This is a genomic window from Streptomyces sp. BBFR25 (genome assembly GCF_044590125.1).
GTDB classification, from domain to species: Bacteria; Actinomycetota; Actinomycetes; order Streptomycetales; family Streptomycetaceae; genus Streptomyces; species Streptomyces canus_D.
On sequence record NZ_CP172447.1, the window covers coordinates 2,325,300 to 2,350,126 of the forward strand.

17 protein-coding genes and 1 pseudogene are annotated in these 24,827 nt (G+C 73.6%); 10 read left to right on the forward strand and 8 right to left on the reverse strand.

Going from position 1 to position 24,827, the window contains the following annotated elements:
* Positions 1-24: 24 nt before the first annotated feature.
* From ACGH52_RS10575 to ACGH52_RS10590, 4 genes and pseudogenes are all read right to left on the reverse strand, one after another.
* Complete coding sequence (locus ACGH52_RS10575) at positions 25-1,437, reverse strand: lysine N(6)-hydroxylase/L-ornithine N(5)-oxygenase family protein (RefSeq protein WP_210975551.1); 1,413 nt, start codon at positions 1,435-1,437, stop codon at positions 25-27.
* Positions 1,434-2,792: pseudogene (locus tag ACGH52_RS10580) on the reverse strand (pyridoxal phosphate-dependent decarboxylase family protein). Before ACGH52_RS10580 ends, ACGH52_RS10575 begins: the two are co-directional and overlap by 4 nt.
* A 172-nt stretch (positions 2,793-2,964) precedes the next feature.
* Positions 2,965-5,463: an aminopeptidase N gene (pepN, locus tag ACGH52_RS10585; protein WP_399938735.1), complete on the reverse strand. Its 2,499-nt coding sequence runs from the start codon at positions 5,461-5,463 to the stop codon at positions 2,965-2,967.
* A gap of 132 nt (positions 5,464-5,595) precedes the next feature.
* A complete protein-coding gene (locus tag ACGH52_RS10590) occupies positions 5,596-5,943 on the reverse strand; it encodes a chorismate mutase (RefSeq protein WP_399938737.1) in 348 nt (115 codons plus the stop codon).
* A gap of 125 nt (positions 5,944-6,068) precedes the next feature.
* On the opposite strand from ACGH52_RS10590, the gene ACGH52_RS10595 reads away from it, so the two are divergent.
* Together ACGH52_RS10595 and ACGH52_RS10600 are read left to right on the forward strand one after the other, a co-directional pair.
* The gene (locus ACGH52_RS10595) at positions 6,069-6,968 is read left to right on the forward strand and encodes a hypothetical protein (protein WP_210975548.1); all 900 of its coding nucleotides are present in this window, start codon (positions 6,069-6,071) and stop codon (positions 6,966-6,968) included.
* Positions 6,969-7,008: 40 nt separating this feature from the next.
* A complete protein-coding gene (locus ACGH52_RS10600) occupies positions 7,009-7,638 on the forward strand; it encodes an SIMPL domain-containing protein (protein WP_059299123.1) in 630 nt (209 codons plus the stop codon).
* Between the two features lie 9 nt (positions 7,639-7,647).
* On the opposite strand, the gene ACGH52_RS10605 is transcribed toward ACGH52_RS10600, so the two are convergent.
* Complete coding sequence (locus ACGH52_RS10605) at positions 7,648-8,373, reverse strand: VWA domain-containing protein (protein ID WP_210975546.1); 726 nt, start codon at positions 8,371-8,373, stop codon at positions 7,648-7,650.
* A gap of 153 nt (positions 8,374-8,526) precedes the next feature.
* On the opposite strand from ACGH52_RS10605, the gene ACGH52_RS10610 reads away from it, so the two are divergent.
* Complete coding sequence (locus ACGH52_RS10610) at positions 8,527-9,459, forward strand: rhomboid family intramembrane serine protease (RefSeq protein ID WP_399938739.1); 933 nt, start codon at positions 8,527-8,529, stop codon at positions 9,457-9,459.
* Positions 9,456-10,385, forward strand: a complete 930-nt coding sequence (locus ACGH52_RS10615; RefSeq protein WP_399938741.1) for a chitosanase — start codon at positions 9,456-9,458, stop codon at positions 10,383-10,385. Before ACGH52_RS10610 ends, ACGH52_RS10615 begins: the two co-directional genes overlap by 4 nt.
* 100 nt (positions 10,386-10,485) lie before the next feature.
* Here the strand turns inward: ACGH52_RS10615 and ACGH52_RS10620 are convergent, their stop codons facing one another.
* The 3 genes from ACGH52_RS10620 to ACGH52_RS10630 all read right to left on the reverse strand — a co-directional run bounded on the left by ACGH52_RS10620 (position 10,486) and on the right by ACGH52_RS10630 (position 17,640).
* Positions 10,486-11,949 carry a glutamate synthase subunit beta gene (locus ACGH52_RS10620; protein WP_121702333.1) on the reverse strand — a complete coding sequence of 488 codons (1,464 nt, stop codon included), beginning with the start codon at positions 11,947-11,949 and terminating at the stop codon, positions 10,486-10,488.
* Positions 11,942-16,480, reverse strand: a complete 4,539-nt coding sequence (gene gltB, locus ACGH52_RS10625; RefSeq protein ID WP_399946707.1) for a glutamate synthase large subunit — start codon at positions 16,478-16,480, stop codon at positions 11,942-11,944. The genes ACGH52_RS10620 and gltB overlap by 8 nt, the downstream gene beginning before the upstream one ends.
* Before the next feature lie 428 nt (positions 16,481-16,908).
* Positions 16,909-17,640, reverse strand: coding sequence for a VIT1/CCC1 transporter family protein (locus ACGH52_RS10630; RefSeq protein WP_210975542.1), 732 nt, complete (start codon positions 17,638-17,640; stop codon positions 16,909-16,911).
* 232 nt (positions 17,641-17,872) lie between these two features.
* Between ACGH52_RS10630 and ACGH52_RS10635 the strand changes: the two genes are divergently transcribed.
* From ACGH52_RS10635 to ACGH52_RS10660, 6 genes are read left to right on the forward strand one after another with little or no spacing between them, the layout of a single operon-like run.
* Complete coding sequence (locus tag ACGH52_RS10635; RefSeq protein ID WP_238696790.1) at positions 17,873-18,991, forward strand: ADP-ribosylglycohydrolase family protein; 1,119 nt, start codon at positions 17,873-17,875, stop codon at positions 18,989-18,991.
* Positions 18,988-20,265 carry an ADP-ribosylglycohydrolase family protein gene (locus tag ACGH52_RS10640; protein WP_121702334.1) on the forward strand — a complete coding sequence of 426 codons (1,278 nt, stop codon included), beginning with the start codon at positions 18,988-18,990 and terminating at the stop codon, positions 20,263-20,265. Before ACGH52_RS10635 ends, ACGH52_RS10640 begins: the two co-directional genes overlap by 4 nt.
* Positions 20,262-21,440, forward strand: a complete 1,179-nt coding sequence (locus ACGH52_RS10645; protein WP_121702335.1) for an ADP-ribosylglycohydrolase family protein — start codon at positions 20,262-20,264, stop codon at positions 21,438-21,440. The genes ACGH52_RS10640 and ACGH52_RS10645 overlap by 4 nt, the downstream gene beginning before the upstream one ends.
* Positions 21,428-22,834: an ADP-ribosylglycohydrolase family protein gene (locus ACGH52_RS10650; protein ID WP_399938743.1), complete on the forward strand. Its 1,407-nt coding sequence runs from the start codon at positions 21,428-21,430 to the stop codon at positions 22,832-22,834. Before ACGH52_RS10645 ends, ACGH52_RS10650 begins: the two co-directional genes overlap by 13 nt.
* Positions 22,792-24,006 carry a CaiB/BaiF CoA-transferase family protein gene (locus ACGH52_RS10655; protein ID WP_210975538.1) on the forward strand — a complete coding sequence of 405 codons (1,215 nt, stop codon included), beginning with the start codon at positions 22,792-22,794 and terminating at the stop codon, positions 24,004-24,006. Before ACGH52_RS10650 ends, ACGH52_RS10655 begins: the two co-directional genes overlap by 43 nt.
* Complete coding sequence (locus ACGH52_RS10660) at positions 24,003-24,827, forward strand: HpcH/HpaI aldolase/citrate lyase family protein (protein ID WP_399938745.1); 825 nt, start codon at positions 24,003-24,005, stop codon at positions 24,825-24,827. Before ACGH52_RS10655 ends, ACGH52_RS10660 begins: the two co-directional genes overlap by 4 nt.

The following is a 24,827-nucleotide window of genomic DNA, read 5'->3' on the forward strand; positions in this document are numbered from 1 at the left end:
GTCTCCCCTGAGGCGGCCGCCTCCTCAGACTCCGTCCACCAGGGGCGTGAGCGTCCGGTGCCGGCGTGCGGACGGGATCTGGGGCCGGCCGCCCTGAAGGCCGAAGGTGGTGAAGGCGGTGCGGGCGGGCAGCGGGTACGGCTCCCGGCCGGTGAGGTCGTTGAGGATGGTCGCGCTGCGCCAGGCGGCGAGCCCCAGGTCGGGCGTGCCGACCCCGTGGGTGTGCGTCTCGGCGTTCTGGACGTAGACGGAGCCGCCGACACAGGGGTCCAGGACGAGGCGGTGGCGGTCGTCGACGCGGGGGCGTTCGGAGTTGTCGCGCCGCATGTAGGGGTCGAGACCGGCGAGGAGGCGGCCGAGGGGGCGTTCGCGGTGGCCGGTGGCGAGGACGACGGCGTCGGTGGTGAGGCGGGAGCGGGTCTTCTGCTGCTCGTGTTCCAGGTGGAGTTCGACCTGGGTGGCGGCGATGCGTCCGGCGGTGCGGACGTGGACGCCGGGGGTGAGGGTGGTGTCGGGCCAGCCGCCGTCGAGGGTGCGCCGGTACAGCTCGTCGTGGATGGCGGCGGTGGTGTCGGCGTCGATGCCCTTGTGCAGCTGCCACTGGGCGGCGACGAGGCGGTCGCGGACCGGTTCGGCCAGGCCGTGGAAGTAGCGGGTGTAGTCGGGGGTGAAGTGTTCGAGGCCGAGCTTGGAGTACTCCATGGGCGCCAGGGCCTCGGTGCGGCCCAGCCAGTGCAGCCGCTCGCGGCCCGCGGGGCGGTGGCGGAGCAGGTCCAGGAAGACCTCAGCGCCGGACTGGCCGGTGCCGATGACGGTGACGTGCCCGGCGGCCAGGAGCGTGTCGCGGTGGCGGAGGTAGTCGGCGGCGTGCACGACGGGGACGGTGGGGTCCTCGACCAGGGGCCGGAGCGCGTCGGGGACGTGGGGTTCGGTGCCGACGCCGAGGACGACGTTCCTGGTGTGGGTGCGGCCGAGGGCCACGGCCTCCCCGCCGGCGTCGAGCTGGGTGTAGTCGACCTCGAAGAGGTCGCGGTCGGGGTTCCAGCGCACCGCGTCCACCTGGTGGTGGAAGCGGAGCGCGGGCAGGTTCTCGGCGACCCAGCGGCAGTAGGCGTCGTACTCGGCGCGCTCGATGTGGAAGCGTTCGGCGAAGTAGAAGGGGAAGAGGCGTTCTCTGGCCCTGAGGTGGTTGAGGAAGGTCCAGGGGCTCGCCGGGTCGACGAGGGTGACCAGGTCGGCGAGGAAGGGCACCTGGACGCGTGCGCCGTCGAGGAGCAGGCCGGGGTGCCAGCGGAAGCCGGGGCGCTGGTCGTAGAAGACGGTGTCGAGGCCGGTGAGGGGGTCGGCGAGGGCCGCGAGGGAGAGGTTGAAGGGGCCGATGCCGATGCCGACGAGGTCGCGGGGGGCGTCGGGGGTCTGGGGCGCGGAGGTGTTCATCGCGGGACGTGTCCTTCCACGAGTGTCAGGAGTGCTGCGAGGTCGTCTGGGCGGGTGTGGGGGTTCAGCAGGGTCGCCTTGAGCCAGAGCCGGCCGTCGGCGCGGGCCCGGCCGAGGACGGCGCGGCCGGTGGTGAGCAGCGCTCGGCGTACGGCGGCGACGGCGTCGTCACTCGCTCCCGCGGGCCGGAACAGGACCGTGCTGATGGTGGGCGGGGCGTGCAGTTCGAACCCGGGGTGGGTCTCGACCAGTGCCGCGAGTTCCTGGGCGAGGGAGCAGACCGCGTCGACGAGGGCGCCCAGTCCGGCGCGGCCCAGGGTCTAGAGGGTGACGGCGGTCTTCAGAACGTCGGGGCGGCGGCTGGTGCGCGGGGAGCGTCCGAGGAGATCGGGGAGGCCCGCCTCGGTGTCGTCGTCGGCGTTGAGGTAGTCGGCGCGGTGGTGGAGGGCGGTGAGGTCGTCGGCGTCCGTGACGGTGAGGAGCCCCGCGGGGATCGGCTGCCAGCCGAGCTTGTGCAGGTCCAGGGCGACGGTGTCGGCGGCCTCCAGTCCCGCGAGCCGTGCGCGGTGCCGTGCGCTGAACAGGAGGCCCGCGCCGTAGGCGGCGTCGACGTGGAAGCGGGCGCCGTGGGCGGCGCAGCGGGCGGCGATCTCGGGCAGCGGGTCGATGAGCCCGGCGTCGGTGGTGCCCGCGGTGGCGGCGACGAGGTGCGGACCGGGGACCTGGGTGAGGGCCTCGTCGAGGGCGGCGGGGTCGAGGGTGCCGGCGGGGGCGGGGACGGCGACTGGGTCGGGCAGCCCGAGGAGCCAGGCGGCGCGGGGCAGCGAGTGGTGGGCGCCCGCCCCGTGGACCAGCCTGAGGCCCGCGCCGTGCTTCTCGCGGGCGAGCAGGACGGCGAGCTGGTTGGACTCGGTGCCGCCGGTGGTGACGACGGCGTCGGCAGCGCCGGTCTCCCGGGCCAGCGCACGGGTGACGAGGGCTTCCAGGGCGGAGGCGGCGGGTGCCTGGTCCCAGGAGTCGAGGGAGGGGTTGAGGACGCTCGCGGCGAGGTCGGCGGCGGCCGCGACGGCGAGCGGCGGGGTGTGCAGGTGGGCGGCGCACAGGGGGTGGGCGGGGTCGGCCGCGCCCTCGGCGAGCGCGGTGACCAGGACGCGGAGCGCGTCGGGGTCGCCCCGGTCGGGCAGGATGTCGCCGGCCGCGTCCGCCAGCCGGGCGGCGACGGCGCCGGGGCCGCCCGCGGGCAGCGGGCCGCCGCGTGCGGCCGTGCCGGCGCGCAGGGCGTCGAGCACGGTGTCGAGCAGGGGCCGCAGGGCGTCGGTGCCGTGCGGGCCCGAGGCGAGGGGCGGCATGCCCATGAGCTGTCCTCCGGGCACGGGGGCTGGGGTTCCAGCTTCCACGTGGAAGGGCGCGTTCGCCCGGACAGCTCAGTGATCGCAACCCGAAAGGGGTATCCCGGCGGCTCTCGACCGGCGACGCGGCCGGTCCCCCTGCGCCACGGCAGGAGGCGGACCGGCCGCGTCCGGTGCGTCAGTCCGTGTTCGCCTCCCGTACCCGCAGGGCCCGCGCCAGGTCGTCGAGCTGGTCGGCGAGCTTGCGGCGCAGGGCGGGGATCGGGTCGGCGTCGGCGAGGCACTCCTGGCCGAGGCGGAGGGTGTCGGCGTCGACGGCGTGGGCGGGGAAGGCCCAGCGTCCTGCGGCCTCGGCGATGGCGGGGCCGCGGCGGGCGGCGAGCGCGACGGCCTCGGGGTAGTAGCGCGGTACGTACTCCCGTACGAGGTCGGTCTGTTCGGGCTGCCAGAAGCCCTGGGCGGTGGCGGTGAACAGGTAGTTGGAGAGGTCGTCGGAGGCGAACATGGCCTCCCAGGCGCGGGCCTTGGCCTCGGCGTCCGGCAGCGCGGCACGGCAGCGGGCGGCGCCCTCCTGGCCGGTGGCGCTCGGATCGATGGCCAGCTCGGCGGCGATGGCGTCCTCGTCGACGGCGCCGAGGACGGCGAGCCGGGTGAGGATGCTCCAGCGCAGCTCGGGGTCGAGTTCGGGGCCGCCGGGGACGATGCCGTCGGCGAGCCAGGCGGCGATGGTGTCGGGGTGGGCGGCCGTCGCGATGCGGTGGCGCACGGCGATCAGGCGCAGGCCGGGGTGGTCGCCGTCCTCGGTGCGGCGGATGAGGTCGCGGCACAGCTCGGCGAGGGTGCTCAGGGCGGCGGGCCGCCGCTCGGGGGTGACGTAGCGGTCGGCGATCTGTCCGGCGGCGAAGGCGAGGACGCCGTCGACGAGCGCGAGGTCCGTCTCGTGCGGGAGGTGGGCGCGGGCGATGTCGAGGTAGGTGGCGGCGGGGAGTTCGCCGTCGCGGACGGCGTCCCTGAGGGCGTTCCAGACGACGGCCCGGGTGAGCGGGTCGGGCAGGCCGGACAGGCCCTCGCGGACGGCCCGGAAGGAGTCGGCGTCGAAGCGGATCTTGGCGTAGCTCAGGTCGCCGTCGTTGAGCACGACCAGGGCGGGGAGCTTGCCGATGGGCCGGGGCTCGGCCTGGGGGACGTCGAGGTCGAGGCGTTCGCGCGGGGTGAGGCGGCCCTCGTCCCCGGGGCTCTGGTCGTAGAGGCCGACGGCGATGCGGTGGGGGCGCTCGCCGGTGCGCCGGACGGTGAGGGCGCGGCTGCCGTTGTCGCCGGTGACGCTCGGGACGAGGGTGTCGACGCCGGTGGTGCGCAGCCAGGTCTCGGCCCAGGCGTGGACGTCGCGGTCGGTGGCGGCGGCCAGGGAGTCGATGAAGTCGGCGAGGGAGGCGTTGGCGAACTTGTGCCGCTCGAAGTGGGTGTTGATGCCGGCCAGGAAGTCCTTCTCGCCGAGCCAGGCGACGAGCTGGCGCAGGGCGGAGGCGCCCTTGGCGTAGGAGATGCCGTCGAAGTTGAGCAGCGCGGAGGCGGTGTCCAGGACGTTCTCGGGAGCGACGGGGTGGGTCGAGGGGCGCTGGTCGGCGTCGTAGCCCCAGGCCTTGCGGGTGACGCCGAACTCGGTCCAGGTGTCGGTGAAGCGGGTGGCCTCGGCGGTGGTCTGGTAGCCCATGTACTCGGCGAAGGACTCGTTCAGCCAGATGTCGTCCCACCAGCGCAGGGTGACGAGGTCGCCGAACCACATGTGCGCCATCTCGTGGGCGATGACCATGGCGCGGGTCTGCCGCTGGGTGTCGGTGACGGCGGAGCGGAAGACGAAGTCGTCGCGGAAGGTGACGAGGCCGGGGTTCTCCATGGCACCGGCGTTGAACTCGGGGACGAACGCCTGGTCGTAGGAGTCGAAGGGGTAGGGCTCGTCGAACTTCTCGTGGTAGCGGTCGAAGCAGGCCCGGGTGACCTCGAAGAGTTCGTCGGTGTCGGCGTCCAGGTACGGGGCGAGCGAACGGCGGCAGTGGATGCCGAAGGGCAGGCCGCGGTGCTCGGTGCGCACGGAGTGCCAGGGGCCGGCGGCGACGGCGACCAGGTAGGTGGAGATCAGCGGGGTGGTGGCGGCCTTCCAGCGGCCCTCTCCGGTGTCCTCGGTGACGCCGTTGGCGAGGACGGTCCAGCCCTCGGGGGCGGTCACGGTGAGGTCGAAGACGGCCTTGAGGTCGGGCTGGTCGAAGGCGGCGTACACCCGCTGGACGTCGTCCAGGAAGAGCTGGGTGTAGACGTAGGTCTCGCCGTCGGCGGGGTCGGTGAAGCGGTGCATGCCCTCGCCGGTGCGGGAGTAGCGCATGGCGGCGTCGACGCGCAGCTCGTGCTCGCCGGGCGCGAGGTTCTTCAGCGCCAGCCGGTTCTCGTCCAGGGCGGCCGGATCCAGGGGCTGTCCGTCCAGGGTGACGGCGCGCAGCTGGGCGGGCTTGACCTCGACGAACGTGTCCGTGCTGTCCGTGTCGCCGCGGACGGTGAACCGGATGGCGGTCCGGGAGTCGAAGGTGTCGTCCCCACGGGTCAGATCGAGGTCGATCGCGTAGTGGTGGACGTCGAGGAGCCGGGCACGGGTCTGCGCTTCGTCGCGCGTCAGTACGGACATGCACGACATGCTGCCTGATGCGGTGGGCAGGGCACAGAGGCGGTTCGGTACGCGCCGTATGTCCGTTCCTCCGCGGCGGCCGTCGCGCCCCCTGGGGCGTGCGCCCCCGAGGACGGGGGCGCGGCGCCCGTCTCAGTCCCAGGCCCGCGCGCCGCCGCCGTTGCTCTCCGCGATGCGCTCGTGGTGGTGGATCACCTCGGCGACGATGAAGTTCAGGAACTTCTCGGCGAACGCCGGGTCCAGCTTGGCGCTTTCGGCGAGGGTGCGCAGCCGGGCGATCTGCTGGGCCTCCCGGGCGGGGTCGGCGGGCGGCAGCCGGTGGCGGGCCTTGAGATGGCCGACCTGCTGGGTGCACTTGAAGCGTTCGGCGAGCATGTGGACGACGGCCGCGTCGATGTTGTCGATGCTGTCCCGCAGCCGGGCCAGCTCCTCGCGGACGGCGGGTTCGACGGCATCGGTACCGGTGTTGCTGGTGGTCATGGGCGCACACCCTACGGGCGCCGGCCCGGCTGCCGCAGACCGTCTCAGGCGCTGAACGCCGCGGGGTCCTCGTACAGTGGGGGCAGGGTTCAGGAGGCAGGGTCCAGGCGTCTTGGGGGTCGGGCGTGGCGAACGGCGGACCGGTCGAGCACGGGTTCCCGCACCTGGAGACGGTGCGGGAGGCGGTCACGGCGCTGTACCGGCGGCTGTCGTACGACACCGTCCGGACGTTCTCGGCCAGTGTGGCCCCGGTGGACGTGGCGTTCTGCGACACGGACGACCTGTACCTGGGCACGCAGCGGGTGGCGCACGAGCTGGTGCGGCACTACCGGCTGCCCGACGCCCGCATGATCGTCTCGTTCCGCGAGATGACCCACGCGGCGAACGTCGAGCTGACGGCCGGTCCCGAGTACTTCATCGAGCTGAACGACCGCTTCCGCACCCATCGCCGGGACATCGGCGCGGCCCTCGCGCACGAGGTGATGCACGTGTACCTGCACCGCCTCGACCTGTCCTTCCCCTCCACCCGGGACAACGAGATCCTCACCGACACGGCGACGACGTACCTGGGCGCCGGCTGGCTGCTGCTCGACGCCTACCGGGAGGACGCGGCGACCTCGCAGAAGCTGGGGTACCTGACGCCGGAGGAGTTCGGTTACGTGCTGGCCAAGCGGGCGCTGGTGTTCGGCGAGGACCCGTCGGTGTGGTTCACGAGTCCGCAGGCCTACACGGCGTACGGCAAGGGCATGGCCCGGGCGCGGCGGGACGGGCAGCAGCCGCCGCTGACCGCGGCCGGCTGGGCGGGCCGCCGCCGCTACGCCCGGGACCGGCGGCACGCGCAGGAGCCGCGTCCCGCCGGTCCCGCCGCGGACGGCGGCCCCTACGCCTTCACCGCCCAGACCCCGGGGCAGCTGCGGGTGTCGTTTCCCTGCCCGACCTGCCACCAGCGGATCAGGGTGCCGGTGCGGGGGCGGGTCCGGGCGCGGTGCGGGCTGTGCCGGACGGTGCTGGAGTGCGACACGTAATCGGGGGCGCGCGGTGCCGGGTCGCTGCTTCAATGCCCGTATGACACAGGCCATCGAAGAACCCTGGGGCATCAGCGTGTTCGGCTCGGGCTCGGTGCGGGCGGAGCCGTCGTTCGCGCGGGTGCGGCCGGCGGTGGACGTCCTGGAGCCGTCGCCGGAGCAGGCCTTCCAGCGGGCCGGTCAGGCCGTGGCCCGGCTGCGGGAGGTACTGCGGCGACACGGTGTGCCGGACGCCTCGGTCTCCGGCTCCCGGCTGGGCCTCAGCTCGGAGTACGGCGGGCACGGCGGTGGCCGCACGCTGCTCGGCTACCGGTGCCAGGCCTCGTACGCGGTGGAGACCGAGGCGCTGGACGGGCTGGAGCGGCTGGTCGCGGACGTGGTGGAGGCGGGCGCGCACCGGATCGACGGCGTCGAGTTCGACGTGCGCGACAGGCCCGCACTGCTCGACGAGGCACGGCGCAGGGCCGTGGCCGCGGCCCGCCGCAAGGCCGAGGTGTACGCGGAGGCGGCGGACGCGCGGCTGGGGCCGGTCCTGCACATCCAGGACGTGGAGTCCGAGCCCGTCGCCGCCTTCCGCGCCTCGGCGGGCGGCGGCCCGCCCGGCGCGCTGGCCCCGGGAGTGGTGGAGGTGTCCGCCCGGGTCGCGCTGGGCTTCTCGCTCAGGCACTGACCGCCGGGCTCAGGCGGGCCGCACGATGCCCTGGGCGCGTGCGGCCGCCAGCCACTGGGGGAACTCGCCCACGAGCCGGTCGTACAGCTCGGCGTCGGTCACCTTCCGCGGGTCGCGGCCCGCGTGGAAGAACCCGGCGTTGTCGATCACGCGCTTGCCGGGCACCGCGAGTTCGTCCAGCTTGCGCAGGTACTCGAACTGGCGGCTGTCGGGATCGCCGAAGCCGACGAACTGCCAGAACAGCGGCAGCGGCGCCGCCTTGCACAGGTAGCGCTCGGCGGCGAGCCGGTTGATCGGGCCGCCGTCGGTCTGGAAGACGACCAGGGCGGGGTGGCGGGCGCCGCTGTCCAGGTAGTGGTCGATGACGGCGTCCATGGCCAGGTGGTAGCTGGTCTTGCCCATGTGCCCGAGTCCGGCCACGATCCGCTCGACGCGGCCCTCGTGGTCGGCGAGCGCGATCTCGGTGACGGCGTCGACGTCGGTGGAGAAGAACACCACGGGCACGGTGCCGTCGTCGTCGAGGTGGGCGGACAGGCTCAGCACCCGGTCGGCGAGCGCCTGCACGCTGCCGTCCTTGTAGTACGGCTTCATGGAGCCGGAGTAGTCGACGACGAGATAGACCGCGGCCCGGGTCTCCGCCATGCCGTGCTTGGTGAGCGACACCCCGGCGGTCTTGTACAGATCGACCAGCGCGGGCGCCCTCTCCCGCACCTTGGTGAGACTGATCGCGGCCATGCGAACTCCCCCGTCACCCCTGCCCTGTGGCATCCGGGTGCCGAGGTTACGGCACGGCGCACCCCGCCGCTCCGCCGGTCCCCCGGCGTTCGCTATTTTGTTCGCCGCCGTCCCCACCGGCTCACCGTCCGCCCGTCCCGAGGAGCCGGCCCCGTGGATTCCGAGTCCACCGCCACCACCTGCCACCGCCATCCCGCGGTGGAGTGCCAGGTCCGCTGCACCCGCTGCGAGCGGTACATCTGCCCGGACTGCATGCGTGCGGCGCCCGTCGGCCACCAGTGCCCCGCCTGCGCGAAGGAGGGGGCGCGGTCGGTCCGGCAGGCCCGGACCCTCGCCGGCGGCCGGATGTCTACGACGCCGGTGGTGACGTACGTGCTGTTCGCGCTCACCGTGCTGGCGTACCTGGCGGAGGTGGTGCGGCCGGACATCGTGGACCGGTTCGGCATGGTCGCCGCGCGGCTGGTCACGGCGGACGGCGTCCACTACCCCGCGGACCAGCCGTTCTTCGTCCTCGGGGTGCCGCGGGTGGAGGGTGTCGCCGGGGGCGAGTGGGAGCGGATGCTCACCAGCGCCTTCCTCCACGAGTCGCCCTTCGAGGGCACCTTCGGGATCCTGCACGTCACGCTGAACATGGTCGCGCTGTGGCAGTTGGGTCGGGTGGTGGAGCTGATGCTCGGCCGGGTCCGGTTCGCCGCCCTGTACCTGCTGTCGGCGCTCGGCGGTTCCGTCCTGGAACTGGTCCTCACCGACCCCGGGCAGACCTCGGTCGGCGCGTCCGGTGCGGTCTTCGGCGTGGGGGCCGCGTACTACGTGCTGCACCGGCGGCTGGGGGCCGACATGGTCCGGGTCAACCGCTTCATGGCCGGGCTGCTGCTGTGGCTGGTGGTCTCCGCCTGGTTCACCTCGTGGCAGGGGCACCTGGGCGGCCTGCTGGTGGGCGGCGCGCTGGCCCTGGCGTTCGCGTACGCGCCCCGGGGCGGGCGCCGGGTGGCGGTGCAGGCCGGTGCGGCTGCCGCGCTGGTGGTGCTGCTGGCGGTGACGGCGGCGGTCAAGGTGTCCGAGCTGACGGGCGGGAGCCCCCTGTGAAACGTGCCGGAGTACTGCTCCTCGGAGCCTTCCCCGTGATCGCCGCGGGCGTGTACCTCGCCGTGCCGGACGGCTCTGCGGGGACGGCGGGGTCGGCGGACACCGCGGCCACCGCGTCCGCGTCGTCCCCGGCCACCGCCGGGTCGGCCCGCGACGACGCCAAGGACCGGGCCGAGGAGGAGCGGGAGGCGGACGACGCGCTCATCGCCGACCTGCCGCCGGGCCTCGCCGCACCGGCGAAGAAGGAGCTGGCCCAGCAGCTCGTGTCCAGCGCAGAGAACTCGACCACCGAGTGGCGCACCGCCTACGGCACCATCGAGGACCTCGGGGACGGCGACGGCTACACCGCGGGCGTCATCGGTTTCTGCACCGGCACCCACGACCTGCTCACCCTGGTCGAGCGCTACACCGAGGCCCACCCCGGCAACGGCCTGGCCGCGTATCTGCCCGCCCTGCGCGAGGTCGACGGCAGCGACTCCCACGAGGGCCTGGACCCGGGCTTCACCGCGGCCTGGAAGGCGGAGGCTCGGGTCCCGGCGTTCCGCGCGGCCCAGGAGGAGGAGCGCGACCGGGTCTACTTCGACCCGGCGGTGCGCCTGGCCAAGCTGGACGGTCTGGGCACGCTCGGCCAGTTCGTCTACTACGACGCGATGGTCTTCCACGGCCCCGACACCGACCCCGAGGGCTTCTACGGGCTGCGCGAGCGGGCCATGGCGAAGGCGAGGACGCCGGGGCAGGGCGGCTCCGAGAAGGCCTACCTGGACGCCTTCCTGGATGTCCGTGTGCGGGCCATGCGGGCCAAGCGCCCGGGCATCGACACCTCCCGCGTCGACACGGCCCAGCGCCGGTTCCTCGCCGCCGGGAACATGGAGCTGGCGACGCCGCTGGTGTGGGAGATGTACGGGGACACCTACCGGGTGCCCTGAGCATGCGACAGCGCCTGCCCTTGGTCCGGTCGGGGACGGGGCAGGCGCCATCAGTGTTCCGCACGCCTTTGTGCGGGACGCTCTTCGGTTGTTCCGTCCGTCAGACCGCGAGGGCGCGGTCGGTCGGGCGGATCGGGGCCGGCAGTTCGCTGGCCCCGGTCAGGAAGCGGTCGGCGCCGCGGGCGGCGGAGCGGCCCTCGGCGATCGCCCAGACGATGAGCGACTGGCCGCGGCCGGCGTCACCGGCGACGAACACACCCGGCACGTTGGTCTGGAAGTCGGCGTCCCGGGCGATGTTACCCCGTTCGTCGAGCTCCAGGCCGAACTGGTCGACGAGGCCGTTCTCCTTGTCGGTGCCGGTGAAGCCCATGGCGAGGGTGACCAGCTGGGCCGGGATCTTGCGCTCGGTGCCCGGCTTCGGGGTCAGCTTGCCCTCGATGAACTCGACCTCGCTCATGTGCAGCCACTGGACGTTGCCGTCCTCGTCGCCCTCGAAGTGGGTGGTGGAGACGGCGTAGACCCGCTCGCCGCCCTCCTCGTGGGCACTGGTGACCTTGTAGAGCATGGGGAAGGTGGGCCACGGCTGGCGCACCGCGTCCCGCTCCTCGCCCGGCCGGGGCATGATCTCCAGCTGGGTGACGGAGGCCGCGCCCTGGCGGTGGGCGGTGCCCACGCAGTCGGCGCCGGTGTCGCCGCCGCCGATGACGACGACGTGCTTGCCCTCGGCCGTGATCGGGGGCGCCACGTAGTCGCCCTCCTGGACCTTGTTGGCCAGCGGCAGGTACTCCATCGCCTGGTGGATGCCGTTCAGCTCGCGGCCGGGGACCGGCAGGTCGCGGGCGGTGGTGGAACCGGCGGCGATGACGACGGCGTCGTAGCGCTTCCTCAGGTCGGTCGCCTTGAGGTCGCGGCCGATCTCGACGCCGGTGCGGAAGCGGGTGCCCTCCGCGCGCATCTGCTCTATGCGGCGGTTGATGTGCCGCTTCTCCATCTTGAACTCGGGGATGCCGTAGCGGAGAAGGCCTCCGATGCGGTCCGCGCGCTCGTAGACGGCGACGGTGTGACCGGCCCGGGTGAGCTGCTGGGCAGCGGCGAGGCCCGCCGGGCCCGAGCCGATGACGGCGACGGTCTTGCCGGACAGGCGCTCCGGGATCTGCGGGGCCACGTCCCCGGTCTCCCACGCCTTGTCGATGATCGAGACCTCGACGTTCTTGATGGTGACCGGCGGCTGGTTGATGCCGAGCACACAGGCCGACTCGCACGGGGCCGGGCACAGGCGGCCGGTGAACTCCGGGAAGTTGTTGGTGGCGTGCAGGCGCTCCTGCGCGGCCGACCAGTCCTCGCGGTAGGCGTAGTCGTTCCACTCGGGGATCAGGTTCCCGAGCGGGCAGCCGTTGTGGCAGAACGGGATGCCGCAGTCCATGCAGCGGCTGGCCTGCTTGCTGATGATCGGCAGCAGGGAGCCGGGGACGTAGACCTCGTTCCAGTCCTTGACCCGCTCCTCGACGGGGCGGGTCCTGGCGACCTCGCGTCCGTGGTTCAGGAAGCCCTTGGGATCAGCCATTGGTCGCCGCCTCCATCATCTTCTCGGTGGTCTCGGTCTCGGAGAGACCGGCTCGCTCGGCGGCGTCCTTGGCGGCGAGCACTGCCTGGTAGGTGCTGGGAATGATCTTGCTGAAGCGCTCCACGGCTGCGGGCCAGTCGGCGAGCAGCTTCTGGGCGACCGTGGACCCGGTCTCCTCGGCGTGGCGGCGCACCACGTCGTGCAGCCAGTCCTTGTCGGCGTCGTCCAGGGCCTGGACCGCGTCGACGTTGCCGACGTTGACGTTGTCGCGGTCGAGGTCGACGACGTAGGCGATGCCGCCGGACATGCCGGCCGCGAAGTTGCGCCCGGTCTCGCCGAGGACGACCGCGTGGCCGCCGGTCATGTACTCGCAGCCGTGGTCGCCGACGCCTTCGGAGACGACCAGCGCGCCGGAGTTGCGGACGCAGAAGCGCTCGCCGACCTTGCCGCGCAGGAACATCTCGCCGCCGGTGGCGCCGTAGCCGATGGTGTTGCCGGCGATGGTGGAGTACTCGGCGAGGTGGTCGGCGCCCCGGTCGGGGCGGACGACGATCCGGCCGCCGGACAGGCCCTTGCCGACGTAGTCGTTGGCGTCGCCCTCCAGGCGCAGCGTGATGCCGCGCGGGACGAAGGCGCCGAAGGACTGGCCGGCGGAGCCGGTGAAGGTGATGTCGACGGTGTCGTCGGGCAGCCCGCCGCCGCCGAACTTCTTGGTGACCTCGTGGCCGAGCATGGTGCCGACGGTGCGGTTGATGTTGCGGATGGCGACCTGGGCGCGCACCGGGGCGGCCTGGGTGGCGTCCGGGGCGGCCAGCGCGTCGGCGGCGAGCTTGATCAGCTGGTTGTCGAGCGCCTTCTCCAGGCCGTGGTCCTGGCCGATGGCCCGGTGGCGCACCGCGCCCTCGGCCAGCGCGGGCACGTGGAACAGCGGCTCCAGGTTCAGGCCCTGTGCCTTCCAGTGGTCCACCGCGCGGGTGACGTCGAGGGTCTCGGCGTGGCCGACGGCCTCCTCGATGGAGCGGAAGCCCAGCTCGGCGAGGATCTCGCGGACCTCCTCGGCGATGAACCGGAAGAAGTTCACGATGTACTCGGCCTTGCCGGAGAAGCGCTCCCTGAGGACCGGGTTCTGGGTGGCGATGCCGACCGGGCAGGTGTCCAGGTGGCAGACGCGCATCATGACGCAGCCGGAGACGACGAGCGGCGCGGTCGCGAAACCGAACTCCTCGGCGCCGAGCAGCGCGGCGATGACGACGTCCCGGCCGGTCTTGAGCTGGCCGTCGGTCTGGACGACGATCCGGTCGCGCAGGCCGTTGAGCAGCAGGGTCTGCTGGGTCTCGGCCAGGCCCAGCTCCCAGGGGCCGCCCGCGTGCTTGAGCGAGGTCAGCGGGGAGGCGCCGGTGCCGCCGTCGTGGCCGGAGATGAGCACCACGTCCGCGTGGGCCTTGGACACACCCGCCGCGACCGTGCCGACGCCGACCTCGGAGACCAGCTTGACGTGAATCCGCGCCTGCGGGTTCGCGTTCTTCAGGTCGTGGATCAGCTGGGCCAGGTCCTCGATGGAGTAGATGTCGTGGTGCGGCGGCGGGGAGATCAGGCCGACACCCGGGGTGGAGTGCCGGGTCTTGGCGACCCAGGGGTAGACCTTGTGGCCGGGCAGCTGGCCGCCCTCGCCGGGCTTGGCGCCCTGGGCCATCTTGATCTGGATGTCGTCCGCGTTGACCAGGTACTCGGAGGTGACGCCGAAGCGGCCGGAGGCGACCTGCTTGATGCTGGACCGGCGCGCCGGGTCGTACAGGCGCTCCGGGTCCTCGCCGCCCTCACCGGTGTTGGACTTGCCGCCCAGCTGGTTCATGGCGATGGCGAGGGTCTCGTGCGCCTCCTGGGAGATGGAGCCGTACGACATGGCGCCGGTGGAGAAGCGCTTGACGATCTCGGAGACGGGCTCGACCTCGTCGATGGAGATCGGCTGCCGGTCCGACCTGAAACCGAACAGGCCGCGCAGCGTCATCAGCCGCTCGGACTGCTCGTTCACGCGCTCGGTGTACTTCTTGAAGATGTCGTACGCGCCGGAGCGCGTGGAGTGCTGGAGGCGGAAGACCGTCTCCGGGTCGAACAGGTGCGGCTCGCCCTCGCGGCGCCACTGGTACTCGCCGCCGATGTCCAGCGCGCGGTGGGCCGGCGCGATGCCGCTGGCCGGGTACGCCTTGGCGTGGCGGGCGGCGACCTCCTTGGCGATGACGTCGATGCCGACGCCGCCGATCTTGGTGGTGGTGCCGTTGAAGTACTTGGCGACGAACGCCTCGTCCAGGCCGACGGCCTCGAAGACCTGGGCGCCGCGGTAGGAGGCGACGGTGGAGATGCCCATCTTGGACATGACCTTGAGGACGCCCTTGCCGAGGGCGTAGATCAGGTTGCGGATGGCCTGCTCGGACTCCATGCCGGGCAGGAAGGTGCCCGCGCGGACCAGGTCCTCGACGGACTCCATCGCGAGGTACGGGTTGACCGCGGCGGCGCCGAAGCCGATGAGCAGGGCGACGTGGTGGACCTCGCGGACGTCCCCGGCCTCGACCAGCAGGCCCACCTCGGTGCGCTGCTTGGTGCGGATGAGGTGGTGGTGGACGGCGGCGGTGAGCAGCAGCGAGGGGATCGGCGCGTGCTCGGCGTCCGAGTGGCGGTCGGACAGGACGATGAGCCGGGCGCCGTTCTCGATGGCGGCGTCGGCCTCGGCGCAGATCTCCTCTATGCGCGCGGCCAGGGCGTCGCCGCCGCCGTGCACCCGGTAGAGACCGGAGAGGGTCGCGGCCTTGAAGCCGGGCATGTCGCCGTCGGCGTTGATGTGGATGAGCTTGGCCAGCTCGTCGTTGTCGATGACCGGGAAGGGCAGCAGGACGCTGCGGCACGAGGCGGCCGTCGGGTCGAGCAGGTTGCCCTGGGGGCCGAGCGAGGAGCGCAGCGAGGTGACCAGTTCCTCGCGGATGGCGTCCAGCGGCGGGTTGGTGACCTGGGCGAAGAGCTGGGTGAAGTAGTCGAAGAGCAGCCGGGGGCGCTCGGAGAGCGCGGCGATCGGCGAGTCGGTGCCCATGGAGCCGATCGGCTCGGCGCCGGCCTTGGCCATCGGCGCGAGGATGACGCGCAGCTCCTCCTCGGTGTACCCGAAGGTCTGCTGGCGGCGGGTGACCGAGGCGTGGGTGTGCACGATGTGCTCGCGCTCGGGCAGGTCGGACAGCTCGATCTCGCCGGCTTCCATCCACTCGCCGTACGGCTGTTCGGCGGCGAGCTGGGCCTTGATCTCGTCGTCCTCGATGATCCGGTGCTCGGCGGTGTCCACGAGGAACATGCGGCCGGGCTGCAGGCGGCCCTTGCGGACGACCTTGGCGGGGTCGATGTCGAGGACGCCGACCTCGGAGCCGAGGACGACCAGGCCGTCGTCGGTGACCCAGTAGCGGCCGGGACGCAGACCGTTGCGGTCGAGCACGGCGCCGACCTGGGTGCCGTCGGTGAAGGTGACGCAGGCGGGGCCGTCCCAGGGCTCCATCATCGTGGAGTGGAACTGGTAGAAGGCGCGCCGGTCCGGCTGCATGGAGGCGTGGTTCTCCCACGCCTCCGGGATCATCATCAGCACGGAGTGCGGCAGCGAGCGCCCGCCCAGGTGGAGCAGTTCCAGGACCTCGTCGAAGGAGGCGGAGTCCGAGGCGTCCGGCGTACAGATCGGGAAGATCCGCTCCAGGTCCGCGGAGGAGCCGAACAGGTCCGAGGCCAGCTGGGACTCGCGGGCGCGCATCCAGTTGCGGTTGCCCTTGACCGTGTTGATCTCGCCGTTGTGCGCGACGAAGCGGTACGGGTGGGCGAGCGGCCAGCTCGGGAAGGTGTTGGTGGAGAAGCGGGAGTGCACGAGCGCGATCGCGGAGGCGAAGCGGCGGTCGGACAGGTCCGGGAAGAACGGCTCCAGCTGGCCGGTGGTCAGCATGCCCTTGTAGACGATGGTGCGCGCGGACAGCGACGGGAAGTAGACACCGGCCTCGCGCTCGGCGCGCTTGCGCAGCGCGAAGGCGTGGCGGTCCAGGGCGATGCCCCGCGAGGTGCCGTCGCTCACGAAGATCTGGCGGAAGACCGGCATGGTGGAGCGGGCGGTGGCACCCAGCATCTGCGGGGCGACCGGGACCTCGCGCCAGCCGAGGACGGTGAGGCCCTCCTCTTCGGCGATCGTCTCGATGCGCGAGACGGCGTCCTGAGTGCCGTCGACCGGCAGGAAGGCGATGCCGACGGCGTACCCCCCGGCCTCGGGCAGTTCGAATCCGGCCACCTCGCGGAAGAACGCGTCGGGCACCTGGGAGAGGATGCCCGCGCCGTCGCCGGAGTCGGGCTCGGAGCCGGTGGCGCCGCGGTGTTCCAGGTTGCGCAGCACGGTGAGCGCCTGGTCGACCAGGGTGTGGGACGCCTCGCCGGTGAGGGTGGCGACGAAACCGACGCCGCACGCGTCGTGTTCGTTGCGGGGGTCGTACATACCCTGGGCAGCAGGGCGAGCATCCATGAAGGACCAGTTCTGGCCATTCGCGGAGTGCTGGGACGGCTGGCGCGGCGTACGCATCGGCTCTCCCGTCGTCGTCATCTGGCATGTGCAGGTGCCGAGGGACGACGTTGGCCCTCTGCGGTGGGTGCAAAATTTGGTGCAGGTTACATGATGGAATGGTTCTCGGTAAACGGGACAATCCGTTCCAGCATGCGGACACCGGAGGGTTGCGGTGGGGGTTCCGCGCCCGCGGTGGAGGCTATGGAGACCGGGGCGGACAGATCGATGTCCGTCGGTCCGAGGGGGCGGAGGGGGCGTCGTCGCCCACCCCGCGAGTGCACGGCAGGCTTCATTGCCCACAGCGCTTACGGCTCATGCCCGGAGATTACGCACTCGAAACCAGCGAGTAACGGCTACTTATACGGACCACCGCATAAGTTCGAGCCGGGCTATCCTACGGCCGTTCCGAACAGGCTGCCCAGGAGGTACGTCACACCGGCCGCCGCACCGCCGAGGGCGAGCTGCCGCAGGCCGCTGTACCACCAGCTGCGGGCCGTGACCTTGGCGACCACCGCGCCGCACAGGAACAGTCCGGCCAGCGCGAGCAGCACGGCGGGCCACAGCGCACTGGCGCCGAGCAGGAACGGCAGGACGGGGAGCAGGGCGCCCAGCGCGAAGGACCCGAACGAGGACACCGCCGCGACCGTCGGCGAGGGCAGGTCGGAGGGGTCGATGCCCAGCTCCTCGCGGGCGTGTATCTCCAGCGCCTGCTCGGGGTCGCTGGACAGCTGGCGGGCCACCTCGCGCGCCAGCTCCGGCTCGACGCCGCGCGACTCGTAGAGCGCGGCCAGCTCGGCCTCCTCGTCGGCCGGGTGCTTGCGCAGCTCGCGGCGCTCCACGTCCAGCTCGGCCTCGACCAGCTCGCGCTGGGAGGCGACGGAGGTGTACTCGCCGGCGGCCATGGAGAAGGCGCCGGCGGCCAGACCGGCGAGTCCGCTGATCACCACGGTCTGCTGGCTCGCCGTACCACCGGCGACACCGGTCATCAGGGCGAGGTTGGAGACCAGTCCGTCCATCGCGCCGAAGACGGCGGGGCGCAGCCAGCCGCCGTTCACGTCGCGGTGGGTGTGGTTGTCGCGGTGCGCCTCGTGCAGCGACGCCTCGGTCTCGATGATGGCCATGAAGGTCCCCCGGGGACTAGTTTGGACACGTTCTACTTTTTAACAACACCCAATCTACGCCGATCATTTCCGCCCCGCCAGCAAGGAAAGGCTGGGCTTACCTGCGGTTTTGCCTCTTCGCACTCATTCGTGATCTTGCCCGCTCATATGTCGACCGGGTGACACCGGCCCCGGTTCGGCTGCGGTGCGCACCGCACCGGGGACAGATACGCGGAGGGAGAGGAGAGGCCGCATGGCATCCACCGCCTGCATTCCCCCGGTCCCCGCGCCGGGAGACGCGGTCGGGCTCCGCGACCGGGCCCGGGGCGCGCTGCTCGGACTGGCCGTCGGGGACGCCCTCGGGGCCCCGGCCGAGAACATGAAGCCCTCGGAGATCCGCGCCCGCTGGGGCCGCATCACGGGATACGTGGCCGACCGGCCCGCCGGTACGGACGACACGGAGTACGCGATCTTCTCGGGCCTGCTGCTGGCCCGCCACGGCGCCGGGCTCACCCAGGCCCATGTGGAGACGGCCTGGCACGAATGGATCGCGGACCGGGAGGAGGGGCCGTTCCGGGGCGCGGGCTTCAGCGAACGCGGCACCCTGGAGAACCTGCGCCGGGGGCTCGCCGCCCCGATCTCGGCCCAGCACCGGCACGCCTGGAGCGACGGACTGGCCATGCGGGCCGCGCCGCACGGCGTGTTCGCGGCCGGGCGCCCCGCCGAGGCGGCCCGGCTGGCGGCGATCGACGGCTCGGTCAGCCACGAGGGCGAGGGCATCTACGGCGGCCAGGCGGTGGCGGCGGGCGTCGCGGCGGCGATGGCCGGTGCGTCGACCGTCGCGGTGGCGGCCTCCGCCCTGGCCGTGGTCCCGGACGACTCCTGGACGGCGCGCTGTCTGCGCCGCGCGCTGACGGCGGCCCACCGGGGCGAACGCGCGGTGCGCTCCGCGGTGGTCATCGGCGGCTACCCGTGGACCGACCTGGCCCCCGAGGCAGTCGCCCTCGCCTTCGGCGCGTACGCGGCGGCCGACGGCGACTTCACGGACTCCGTGCTGACGGCCGTCAACATGGGCCGCGACGCCGACACCACGGCCGCGGTGGCCGGCGCCCTGGCCGGCGCGACCCGCGGCGTCGACGCCATCCCGGCCGACTGGGCCACCGCCATCGCCCCGGCCCGCGGCACCTGCCTCCCCACGATGGCCGGCCACCACGTACTGGAGGTGGCGGACCTGCTGACCCGGGCCGCCCGGGAAGCACCGCCGGACGGTGGGCCGCAGAGCGACGGCACGGCTTTCGCCGGCCCCTGGCCCCCGCCCGCCGCGTGTCCTCCCGTACGGGATGCCGGTGCGGCGGCGGAGGTGGGGCCGTGAGCAGGGCGCGTGCCGGTGTGGGCGCGACGGGCGTCACGGCGTACGTCGAGGGGCCCGGGGTGCCGGCGGCGGGCGTGTCCAGTGGGAGCGGGCACCGTCCGGGAGCCGAGCCGGGAGCCGCCGTGGCGTCCCGCGCGGTGCCGCTCTCCGACCGCATCGAGGGGCTGCTGCTCGGGCTCGCCGCGGGAGACGCCGCCGGCTGGCCGGCCGCCCGGCACCGGGCCGCCCGGATGCCGGAGTGGACGCGTCGGCTCACCCGCGAGCTGGACACCTTCGCCGAGCAGAACGCGACCACCACCCTCCCCGTCCCCATCGCCCTGAACCAGCCCCCGGAACCGCTGCGCCTCGGCCCCTCGGACGACGCCGAGTGGGCGGCGTTCGCGGCGGAGGCCGTACTGCGGGCGGGGGACGACAGCGTGCTCGGCGACCTGAGCCGGGACCGCCGGATGCGCGCCGCGATCGACCTGACCTGGAACGCCGTCGCCAGCGAGGTCGCCGCGGCGGCCGACCGCGCCCCCGAGGTGGAGTCCGCCGTACTGCCGCTGCGCGCCCGCATCTCGGTGCGGGCCGGGCTCGGCAACCTCGCCACCGGCCTGCGTCCCCCCGCCACCGGCCACGACAACCCGCACTACTTCGACGACGCCGCCTGCGTACGGGCCTGCGTCCTCGCCGTCGCCCACCCCGGCGCCCCGCGCCCCGCCGCCGACCTCGCCGAGTTCGACGCCCGCTACACCCAGGACGGCGACGGTGTGCACGGCGCGCGGGCCATGGCGGCGGCGCTGGCCTGCGCCCTCGACGGCGCCGACGTGGACGCCTGCGTGGCGGCCGCGCTCGCCGAACTCCCCGAGGCGACGGAGATCGGCCGCAACGCCCGCCACGCCCTGGCCCTCGCGGCGGACGCCGGGAGCGCCTTCGCCCTCGTCCCGCTCCTGGAGCACCGCATCGTCGACCACGTCTACAGCTACGGCATCGCCGCCGCCGAGACCGTCCCGGTCGCCCTCGCCCTGGCCACCGCCGCCCGGGGCCGCATCGCGGAGGCGGTACCGGCGGCGGCCTGTCTGTCCAGGGTTGCGGACTCCGCCCCCGCGCTGGCCGGCGCCCTCACCGGCGCGCTCGGCGGCGGCACGTCGCTCCCCAAGTCCTGGCGGGACGCCTGCCGCACCCTGCCCGGCTGTGTACTGCCCCGGCTCACCGGCACCGACCTGGTCGAACTCGCCGGTCTCCTGTACGCCACGCGACCGTCCCCACCGGAAGGACGAGGCACCACCCCATGACCTCCCTGACCCCGGACCACAGCACCACCGCACCCCTCGACGAGCGCGTCACCGGCGCCCTCGTGGGCGCGGCCGTCGGCGACGCGCTCGGCGGCCCGGTCGAGGGCTACTCCCCCGAGCAGATCCTCGAACGCCACGGCGGCCGCGTCCACGGCGTCGTCGGCCCCTGGAACGGCGACGCCTGGCGCACCGCCCGCCCCCTCGCCCCGTACCACAAGGGCGACGGCCACGTCACCGACGACACCCTGATGACCCATGCGCTGGTCCGGGTCTACGGCACGGTCCGCGACCACCTGGACGCGTACGCGGTCGCCGAGCACCTGGTCCCGGACCTGATCACCAACCCGCGCTGGATCCCGGAGCTGGAGGCCGAGGCGCTCCCGCTCCAGCGGATCTTCCTCGCCGAGAAATGGCTGGTCGCGCGGATCCACTACGGCCACGTGGACCCCCGCGAGGCCGGCACCGGCAACATCGTCAACTGCGGGGCCGCGATGTACATGGCCCCCGTCGGCCTGGTCAACGCGGCCAACCCGGCGGCCGCCTACGCCGAGGCCCTGGACGTCGCGGGCGCACACCAGTCGTCGTACGGCCGGGAGGCGGCCGGTGTCTTCGCGGCGGCGGTGGCCGCGGCCTGCGTGCCGGGCGCGACCCCTCAGTCGGTGGTGGCGGTCGCGCTGTCCCTGGCCAAGGACGGCACCCGAGCCGCGATCGAGGCCGTGTGCGACGTGGCCGTACGCCACTCGGACTTCGAGTCGGCGCTCGCACCGCTGCGCGCGGCGGTGGAGCCGTACGACACGGTGGGCCCCGACTACCGCGCGCCCTCGCTCGGCGCCCGCCGCCCCTCCCGCCTGCACGCCATCGAGGAACTGCCGGTCGCCCTCGGCCTGCTGCTGGTCTCCGGCGGCGACTTCCGGCACGCGGTGCTCGGCGCGGTCAACTACGGCCGCGACTGCGACTCCATCGCCACGATGGCGGGCGCCCTGGCCGGGGCGCTGGGATCGCCGGTGCCGGAGGAGTGGGCGAAGACCGTCGCGGAGGCGAGCCGCCTCGACCTGTGGGAACCGGCGGCGACGCTCACCGGGGTCGCGCGGGAGGTCTTCGACCGTGACGTACGGCGCCGCCGCGCCCACGAGGAGGCGTTCGCCGCGATCGGGGGCGCGGGATGCTCCGGCTGACCTGGGTCCAGCCCGAGGACCTGGTCGGCCACGAGCTGCGCCAGGCACGGCTGGACGGCCGCGACGCGTCGGCGGTGGCGGCCCGCTGGCGCGCGGCGGGCGGCGGCGAGGCCCCGCCCCGGGCGGGCGCCTCCGACCGGCCCGCCTCCCCCGGCCTCCGCGTCCTGGCCGAAGAGCTGTTGGACGAACTGGCCCGCCTGCCCGGCCCCTTGGCGGACGCCGAGCCGACGGACCTCGACCGGATCAGGGCGCTGTGCCCCGACTGGCCGCCCCCTCGCCCCGGCCTCTCCGTGTCCGTGTCCCCCTCCCGTCTGGAGGCCGCCTGGCTCGGCCGCGCCGTCGGGTGCCTCCTGGGCAAACCCGTCGAGAAGCTGCCCCTGACCGGCATCCGCCTCCTCGGCCGGGCCGCCGGCAACTGGCCCCCGACCAGGTACTTCACGGCCCGGGGCGTCCCCCGCGACCTGCTCGCCGCGTACCCCTGGAACCGCCGTTCCGCGCCCACCTCCCTCGCCGAGAACATCGACGGCATGCCGGAGGACGACGACCTCAACTACCCGCTCCTGGGCCTCAAGCTCCTCCAGCGCCACGGCCGGGACTTCGAGACGGCCGACGTGGCCCGGGTCTGGCTCGACGAACTCCCGGCCGGCCGTACCTTCACCGCCGAGCGCCTCGCCCTGCGCAACCTCCTCACCGGCCTTGAACCCCCGGACACCGCCCGTCACCGCAACCCGTTCCGCGAGTGGATCGGTGCCCTGATCCGCGCCGACGTGCACGGCTGGACCAACCCCGGCGACCCGGCCGCCGCCGCCGGGCAGGCACACCGGGACGCGACCCTCACGCACACCGCGGTCGGCGTCCACGCGGCGATGTTCGCGGCGGCCGTCATCGCCACCGCCGCCACCGGCACCCATGACGTCCACGCCTGTCTGCGCTCCGGCCTCGCGGTCGTACCGCCCGGCTCCCGCCTCGCCGGGGCCGTGTGCCACGCCGTACGGCTCGCGGACGCGCACGCCGACTTCGACACGGTCGTGGACGAGCTGCACGCCGTCCACTCCCCCGCCCACCACTGGGTGCACGCCGTCCCCAACACCGCCCTGATCGCCGCCGCGCTCACCCACGCGGACGGCGACTTCACCGGCTCGGTCGCGCGGGTCGTGTCGGGCGGCTGGGACACCGACTCCAACGGCGCCACCGTCGGGAGCGTCGCCGGACTGCTCGCCGGTTCCCCCGCCGCGCTGCCCGCGCACTGGACGGCCCCGCTGAAGAACCGACTGGCCACCTCCGTCGGCGACTTCGACGGCACCGGCTTCGACACCCTCGCCCATCTCACCCACCGGGAGGCCACCCGCCCATGCCCGAGCCCGCCGCCCCTCGCCCCGTCGCCCCTCCCCTGACCGGCCTGCGCGTCCTCGACCTCGCCACCCTCTTCGCGGGACCGCTCGCCGCCACCATGCTCGGTGACTTCGGCGCCGAAGTGATCAAGGTCGAGCACCCCACCCGGCCCGACCCCTCCCGGGGACACGGCCCGTCGAAGGACGGCGTGGGCCTGTGGTGGAAACTGCTGGGCCGCAACAAACAGACGATCACCCTGGACCTGTCGAAACCCGCCGGGCGCACCACCCTGCTCCGCCTCGCCGCCACCGCCGACGTCGTCGTCGAGAACTTCCGGCCCGGCACCCTGGAGAAGTGGGACCTGGGCTGGGACGAGCTGTCCGCCGTCAACCCGCGCCTGGTGCTGACCCGGGTCACCGGCTTCGGCCAGTTCGGCCCCTACGCGCGCCGCCCCGGCTTCGGCACCCTCGCCGAGGCCATGAGCGGCTTCGCCGCGATGACCGGCGAGCCCGACGCGCCGCCGACGCTGCCACCGTTCGGCCTCGCGGACTCGATCGCGGCGCTGGCGACGGCGTACGCCGTGATGACGGCGCTGGCCGCCCGGGAGCGCACCGGCGAGGGCCAGGTCGTCGACATGGCGATCATCGAGCCGATCCTGACCGTCCTCGGCCCGCAGCCCCTCTGGTACGACCAGCTCGGCCACGTCCAGCCGCGCACCGGCAACCGCTCGCAGAACAACGCCCCGCGCAACACCTACCGCACCGCCGACGGCACCTGGGTCGCCGTCTCCACCTCGGCGCAGTCGGTCGCCGAGCGGGTGATGCGCCTGGTGGGCCGCCCGGAGCTGATCGACGAGCCCTGGTTCGCGACGGGCGCCGACCGGGCCCGGCACGCCGACGTGCTGGACGCGGCGGTCGGCGACTGGATCGCCCGGCACAGCCGCGCCGACGTGCTCGCCGCGTTCGAGAAGGCCGAGGCGGCCGTCGCCCCGGTCCAGGACGTGCGGGACGTGATGACCGACCCGCAGTACCGGGCGCTCGACACGGTCACGACCGTCGACGATCCCGAACTGGGCCCGCTGCGCATGCAGAACGTCCTGTTCCGGCTCTCCGCCACCCCGGGCGGGATCCGCTGGGCGGGCCGCCCGCACGGCGCCGACACCGAGGAGGTGCTGACCGGGCTGGGACTCACCCCGGCGGACGTGAAGGAGCTGCGTGAGGAGGGCGTCGTATGACCGCACCCCCGCTGACCTGGCTGTACGCCCCTGGCGACCGGCCCCGGGTGGTGGCCAAGGCGCTGGCCGCCGGGGCCGACGTGGTGGTGGTCGACCTGGAGGACGCGGTCGCCGCCGACCGCAAGGAGTACGCCCGTGACGCCACCGCCGAGCTGCTCGGCGAGCCGCAGCCGGTACCGGTGCACGTCCGGATCAACGCCCTGGACGGTCCGCTCGCCGCCGGCGACCTGGCGGCGCTGTCCGCGCTGCCGGGGCTGTCCGGGCTTCGGCTGCCCAAGGTGACGGCGCCCCAGCAGGTCAGCGAGGTCGCCGAGACCACCGGCGGGCCGCCGCTGTACGCCCTGCTGGAGACGGCCCTGGGGGTCGAGCGGGCGTACCGGATCGCCGCCGCCCACCCGGCGCTGCGCGGTATCGCCCTCGGGGAGGCGGACCTGCGGGCCGACCTGGGGGTGTCCGGGGACACCGGCCTGGACTGGTCGCGCTCGCGCGTGGTCGTGGCCGCGCGGGCGGCGGGACTCGCGCCGCCGTCCCAGACGGTGCACCCGGACACCCGGGACCTGGAGGGACTGGCGGCGTCCTGCGCCCACGGCCGCGCCCTGGGCTTCCTGGGGCGGGCCGCGATCCACCCCCGTCAGCTGCCGATCATCGAGCGGGCGTACCTGCCGACCGAGCGGGAGCTGGAGGAGGCGGAGACGATCGTCAAGGCGGCCACGGTCCAGCCGGGCGCGCAGGCGCTGCCGGACGGCCGGTTCATCGACGCGGCGGTGGTGGCGACGGCCCGGCGCACCCTGTCGCTGGCCCGGCGGCCGACCCTGTCCTGA

Excerpts from the sequence above, each read along its gene's own strand:
- ACGH52_RS10575 (WP_210975551.1), bottom strand. The coding sequence starts at position 1,437 with ATGAACACCTCCGCGCCCCAGACCCCCGACGCCCCCCGCGACCTCGTC.
- pepN (WP_399938735.1), bottom strand. The coding sequence starts at position 5,463 with ATGTCCGTACTGACGCGCGACGAAGCGCAGACCCGTGCCCGGCTCCTC.
- ACGH52_RS10590 (WP_399938737.1), bottom strand. The coding sequence starts at position 5,943 with ATGACCACCAGCAACACCGGTACCGATGCCGTCGAACCCGCCGTCCGC.
- ACGH52_RS10600 (WP_059299123.1), top strand. The coding sequence starts at position 7,009 with ATGACACAGGCCATCGAAGAACCCTGGGGCATCAGCGTGTTCGGCTCG.
- ACGH52_RS10605 (WP_210975546.1), bottom strand. The coding sequence starts at position 8,373 with ATGGCCGCGATCAGTCTCACCAAGGTGCGGGAGAGGGCGCCCGCGCTG.
- ACGH52_RS10620 (WP_121702333.1), bottom strand. The coding sequence starts at position 11,949 with ATGGCTGATCCCAAGGGCTTCCTGAACCACGGACGCGAGGTCGCCAGG.
- gltB (WP_399946707.1), bottom strand. The coding sequence starts at position 16,480 with ATGGATGCTCGCCCTGCTGCCCAGGGTATGTACGACCCCCGCAACGAA.
- ACGH52_RS10630 (WP_210975542.1), bottom strand. The coding sequence starts at position 17,640 with ATGGCCATCATCGAGACCGAGGCGTCGCTGCACGAGGCGCACCGCGAC.
- ACGH52_RS10635 (WP_238696790.1), top strand. The coding sequence starts at position 17,873 with ATGGCATCCACCGCCTGCATTCCCCCGGTCCCCGCGCCGGGAGACGCG.
- ACGH52_RS10645 (WP_121702335.1), top strand. The coding sequence starts at position 20,262 with ATGACCTCCCTGACCCCGGACCACAGCACCACCGCACCCCTCGACGAG.
- ACGH52_RS10650 (WP_399938743.1), top strand. The coding sequence starts at position 21,428 with ATGCTCCGGCTGACCTGGGTCCAGCCCGAGGACCTGGTCGGCCACGAG.
- ACGH52_RS10655 (WP_210975538.1), top strand. The coding sequence starts at position 22,792 with ATGCCCGAGCCCGCCGCCCCTCGCCCCGTCGCCCCTCCCCTGACCGGC.
- ACGH52_RS10660 (WP_399938745.1), top strand. The coding sequence starts at position 24,003 with ATGACCGCACCCCCGCTGACCTGGCTGTACGCCCCTGGCGACCGGCCC.